The sequence below is a fragment of the Xanthomonas pisi DSM 18956 genome, from assembly GCF_001010415.1.
Classification (GTDB): domain Bacteria; phylum Pseudomonadota; class Gammaproteobacteria; order Xanthomonadales; family Xanthomonadaceae; genus Xanthomonas; species Xanthomonas pisi.
The window spans coordinates 1-4788 of record NZ_JPLE01000039.1 but is presented as its reverse complement, the minus strand read 5'-3'; the positions used below and the strand labels follow the sequence as shown (position 1 = coordinate 4788).

At 55.3% G+C, this 4788-nt stretch carries 6 protein-coding genes; all 6 read left to right on the top strand.

Annotated features, from left to right (window positions below; translation table 11 throughout):
• The first annotated feature begins 239 nt into the window (after window positions 1-239).
• The 6 genes from Y887_RS10095 to Y887_RS10075 all read left to right on the top strand — a co-directional run bounded on the left by Y887_RS10095 (window position 240) and on the right by Y887_RS10075 (window position 4054).
• Entirely contained in the window at window positions 240-602 is a 363-nt protein-coding gene (locus Y887_RS10095; RefSeq protein WP_146093460.1) for a DUF440 family protein, read from the top strand.
• A 77-nt stretch (window positions 603-679) separates the two neighbouring features.
• Complete coding sequence (locus Y887_RS10090; protein WP_046964204.1) at window positions 680-1015, top strand: hypothetical protein; 336 nt, start codon at window positions 680-682, stop codon at window positions 1013-1015.
• Window positions 1016-2077: 1062 nt separating this feature from the next.
• Window positions 2078-2332, top strand: coding sequence for a hypothetical protein (locus Y887_RS20255; protein ID WP_104612503.1), 255 nt, complete (start codon window positions 2078-2080; stop codon window positions 2330-2332).
• A 294-nt stretch (window positions 2333-2626) separates the two neighbouring features.
• On the top strand, window positions 2627-2965 hold the full coding sequence (locus tag Y887_RS20250; RefSeq protein ID WP_146093461.1) for a hypothetical protein: 339 nt from the start codon (window positions 2627-2629) through the stop codon (window positions 2963-2965).
• A 95-nt stretch (window positions 2966-3060) separates the two neighbouring features.
• Window positions 3061-3360, top strand: coding sequence for a DUF705 domain-containing protein (locus Y887_RS10080; protein ID WP_046964202.1), 300 nt, complete (start codon window positions 3061-3063; stop codon window positions 3358-3360).
• Between the two features lie 52 nt (window positions 3361-3412).
• Window positions 3413-4054, top strand: a complete 642-nt coding sequence (locus tag Y887_RS10075; protein ID WP_046964201.1) for a DUF2306 domain-containing protein — start codon at window positions 3413-3415, stop codon at window positions 4052-4054.
• Window positions 4055-4788: the final 734 nt, after the last annotated feature.

The following is a 4788-nucleotide window of genomic DNA, read 5'->3' as shown; positions in this document are numbered from 1 at the left end:
GAATTACGGGGAGTCGACATTCCGCTTGCATCCACCACATCTCGGGCTGACACTTGGCAGGACACCTCATCGGAAGTGCCAACGTGGCAAGCCCTACATCCGACCCAGCACCAGACAGCACGGACGTCGGCGCCCCAGCCCGCCCCACTAGTTCCGTTGGGCCACCCCTGCCAAACCATTCAGTCAGGACGACGCGCCTATGGCACGCGGCTTATTTCCAGCTCTAGGCGCCAGCGACGATGACCAACCCTCCGAAGCGACATGGGATTAATGCGGTCATGCAGATGGCCGAGCAGCTAATCTACGATCAAGCTGAAGCAAATTTGCCCCAGCAGCGGTTCAATGAAATGAAGGCTGCAGCAGGCAAATCCCTATTTGTTGCTGGTAACTACCCCGGCCCAGCGTGGGAACAGATTGTCGGCTTCGTGCCTGCTCAAGACATCTTTTATCAGGTCACTATTGGTATCGCCGTTGACCCAGGACAATCAGAGGACGTCCTGGCTCTGGCGCTGATTAGTCGCGATGTGTCTAATGAGTACTACCATATCGTTTGGCATCCAACCCAACAGCAGGCGTCGACTTTCTGTCGGCCCGGCGCCTAACAATCCGTCCAAGCCGACGTCACTTCGCAGCGTGGCTTAATTCACGTGTTAGGCGGCACCTAGCATTCGCGAGCCACATGACAACCCACAACTTCGACTTCCATCTTCAAGAACTTCAGGAACGGGCGATAGGCAAGCTCATCGCTGCTGAGACCTTCGACAAACGGGCCTTCGACGCCCTTAAAGCCTACCTGTGCGAGAAGGCCGAACTCATCAAAGCGGAGCATGTGGTCTCAAAGCAAGTGATTAGCTGCCTGCTTTCCGCCGCTCAAACCATTGAGAGCCGCGCGGAGTACATTCCAGAGGCTCGCGCCAACCTTGCCATGGCCTCAGAGTTTTCAATGCTCTTGGAGCTTATCGCAATCGGCGAGAGCTGCAATGACCGTCGCCCGGGCATCCCACGTGTCTCGTAGGCTGCCGAACAATTCATTCAAGCCGAACCCGCTTCGCGGGTCAGCTTAATTCAGGCGTTAGGCCCATGACCGAACTTATACACGATGGCCCGATAGATGAAGCTGCAATATTGGCTTGGGCATACGACGAGGACTTGCTGTTTGACAGCCAAGATGAGGATCTCCTGCTCGGGGCGCAGCACGGGCACTATCCGCTCTAGCCATGCTGGTAAAAGACACTTCGTACCCGAAGGCCGACTACTGGCTTTCCATTATGGATTCTGTTCTCGTGTTTCAGGCTCCCCGGGATCAGCCCGACGCGCATCTGGAAATTCAAAGGACCATTGGGTAGCTGCTAGGATCAGACCGTCCCGAGATTTTTAACTTCATAAAATTCAATAAAATTGGAATTGACCTAATACGCAGCGGTTGTGTGGAGAGGTACGACCGATCATTTGAGCTAGGCACTGCCGCCCTAAATGGCATATCACATAATGCGGATATCTCAGTGGCTGACAATGGTCCGAATCTTGTTATATAGTGGTCATTTCCGCTTTTTCACACACAAAAGAATTGCTGACCGTATCCAAGGCTTCAGGCAGGAACTCCTTCAAGCGCTGAGGGATGGGCCTAACAATTCATTCAGGCGCCCCCCTTTGCGAATTGACTTAATTCTTGTGTTGGGCGGCTTGAGACGGTCATGAGAGACATCCCAGAGACACTTCGACTCTTTCTTCGAGATTTCTGTCATATGGAGTGGTATGAAACTCGAGAGCTGCGGTCAATGGCACAGGATGAGTCCTTAGCGTCCGATAAAAAGGCACTTATCGCAGAGTTTCAATTCCAGTTGACTGATGCGATTGAGCGCTCCTACATTTCCGCTGAGCAGTTCTTGGACCTGACCGCCGACGACTGTGCCTCCAACGCCGAAGTCGTGTGTAGACTCAAGAAGATCCGAGATGATGTGTTCGGTGGATAGTCATTGCTCCCACACGCCGCCTAGCAATTCATTCAAGCCGAAGCCGCTTCGCGGGTCGGCTCGGCTCAGCTTGATTCAGACGTTAGGCTTCAGGAGAACGACAAGTGTCCAACTGGTACAGGTTCAAAGTGATCGGGTTTCTGCGAGCCGGCACCTTGAAGGTTGAACCGATTCCTCCTCTCGCCCCCAAGGGGGCAGTGATGCTCTTTGACCTTTTCATTGACGAACTGCCTTTGGAATTGGTGTCGCCGCACCTTCGTATTCCGAACTCAATCGTTTGGGGACGAGTGGAAGCAGACAACTCCGTCTCTGAGGTAAGCGAAACAGTGTCAGCCAAGGATGGGAAGCACTATGCCTGACCCCTCCTTCAAGCGTCCGCCTGACGGCGCCGCCTAAGTCAAACGTTAAGCGCCTGGCATCGGCTTGGTGTTGGTGTTCCGCTTGCATCCACCACCTCGCCGACTGACACTTGGCAGGTCACCTCATCGGAAGGGCCAACGTGGCAAGCCCCGCATCGGACGCAGCACCAGACAAAACCGACGTCGGCGCCTTAGTCCGCCGCGCTGGTTCCGCGGGGCCATCCCGGCCAGACCAGTCAATCAGGACGACGTGCCTACGGCACGCGGCTTAGTTCCAGCCTTAGGTCCCTCATCATGGATTCCGTTACGATCGAAGACGCCTTCGCCTTTTATAAAGCAACGGGATGCCCTATTGCGAAAGCCAGAGAAATCCTGGAGCGAATGGAGCCAATCCTTCGAGAGCGAGTTCTCGAGGCATGTCGCATGCGCCCTAAGCGTTCATCGGTCTTGCGCGATCCAATCGAGTCCGACCCCGCCATGGCACATACTATTGAAGCGACAGCGATGGAGGCTAAAGAGTTCATTGCTTCACGTGGTCCATTGCAGAGGGGAAGTGTTCACGCGATCTGGCGTGAGCAGGCCAGAATTCTGGCTGAGCGTCACCACATCACATGGTTCTCGCCCAGCAAATGAATCCTGGAGTATTTTTTGACTAACCGCAGGCCTACCTACTACGTCAAGGGGACCGGGCTCGCGGCCAGCCCCTTAAATCGGACGTTAGGTGCCACATGAGACAACGCATCGTGTTTGTAGACGTCGATGACACGCTAATCCGTTCTGCAGGCACTAAGCGCATCCCGATGCCTCCGGTTGTCGCTCGGGTTCGCGAGCTGCACGCTCAGGGGATTGCCCTCTATCTGTGGAGTTCCGTCGGCGCGGAGTACGCCCATGCTTCAGCTATCGAGCTTGGCATTGAGGGCTGCTTCGTGGCCTTCTTGCCAAAGCCAGATACGTACATAGACGATCAGGCCGTTCATGAGTGGCGCTACTGTCAGCACGTGCTTCCGGGCAATGCGGGCGACGCCTAACAATACATTCAAGCCGATACCGCTTTGCGGCGTGGCGTAACTCAGGCGTTATATGCCCTTGAAATTATTCGGTACGATCTGGTTCTACTTTCTCGCTCTCGGCGTCGCCGCCTACGCTGTCTTCGCTTATGGCTTTATGCCGTTGGGGTCTCTGGTTCATCCCGACATGAAGCTCAACTTCCTTGCTCATAAGGCGGGCATCTATACGCATGTGTTTGCGTCTCTTGTTGCTCTGTCGCTTAGCCCGTTTCAGTTCTCAAACCGGCTCCGAAGCAGTCGCCCAAGGCTGCACCGCATCATGGGCCGCACTTACCTCGTTGTTGGGGTTCTTCTAGGTGGTCTTTCCGGCTTGTACATGTCGGTATTTGCGTTCGGCGGCCTGGTCGCAAAGATAGGCTTTGCCTGTCTTGCTGTTTGCTGGCTACTTACGGGCCTACGCGCTTTCCAAGCAATTCGGAGAGGTGCTGTACAGGAGCACCGCAAGTGGGTCGTCCGCAATGTCTCGCTCACACTTGCTGCCGTTACCTTGCGTATCTATCTGCCCTCCTCGATGATCGCTGGCATTTCATTTGAGCTTGCCTATCCCGTCATTGCCTGGCTTTGCTGGGTTCCAAATCTGTTCGTCGCGGAGTTGGTGTTCGCAAGGACGTATAACAATTCTTTTAAGCCGAATCCGCTTCGCCGGTCGACTTAATTCGGGTATTAGACACGTGAGACCTACTCTTCTCTTGTTCGCGGTTTTGGCTTTCCTTGGCGGATGCCAAGTCCAAGAAGGGGGCATATCCTACGGCACCGTCAATCCTGAGATCTCAATTCCATCGCCTCCTCAAGACTTTGGTGATATCAGTCACTTCAATGCCTGCAAGGCGCAACCCCGTCGCGTCTTGAACAAGCAGGAGCAGTGTGTGGTTCAGCTACTCTCCAGGAATTGCACCAGAGCGGCGGATTGCTTGGTCACCTGCACCATGAGCCCGGACGGCTTGCGGGTTGGAGGTGGCTGTTACCACATCTATTTTGGTCCTGTGACGCAACTAAAATGGTCGGAGCGCCCGGAGATTGATCTCGGTGAATGTGACACGCTGGTGCCATCACTCAGTGACTAACAACTCTTCCAAGCCGACGCCGCTTCGCGGCGCTGCTAATTCAGGCGTTGGGCGGTAGTGCTGTATGTGTGGCTTCGGCCTTCGGCAATAGTGCCAGCGCGTCAGCGATCGGCTCCGGTGCACAGTCCCCTCCTCTCCCGCTGTAGGATCGCCCGTCGCTTCTTCGTCCGGTGTCGTTCTCCCCTGTGCTCATTGCCTACGGTTTCAGTCACATCTAGCGGCCAGCACGTAGAGCAAGCCTGAAGACCACGATCTGTGGCATGCTCGGCTCTCCGCGGCAATGCTGGGGAGCGCGGTCCATGCCTCACCACCTCCTGGCACGACC

What these genes read in the sequence shown, in the direction of transcription:
- Y887_RS10095 (WP_146093460.1), top strand. Translation starts at nt 240, where the DNA reads ATGACCAACCCTCCGAAGCGACATGGGATTAATGCGGTCATGCAGATG.
- Y887_RS10090 (WP_046964204.1), top strand. Translation starts at nt 680, where the DNA reads ATGACAACCCACAACTTCGACTTCCATCTTCAAGAACTTCAGGAACGG.
- Y887_RS20250 (WP_146093461.1), top strand. Translation starts at nt 2,627, where the DNA reads ATGGATTCCGTTACGATCGAAGACGCCTTCGCCTTTTATAAAGCAACG.
- Y887_RS10080 (WP_046964202.1), top strand. Translation starts at nt 3,061, where the DNA reads ATGAGACAACGCATCGTGTTTGTAGACGTCGATGACACGCTAATCCGT.
- Y887_RS10075 (WP_046964201.1), top strand. Translation starts at nt 3,413, where the DNA reads ATGCCCTTGAAATTATTCGGTACGATCTGGTTCTACTTTCTCGCTCTC.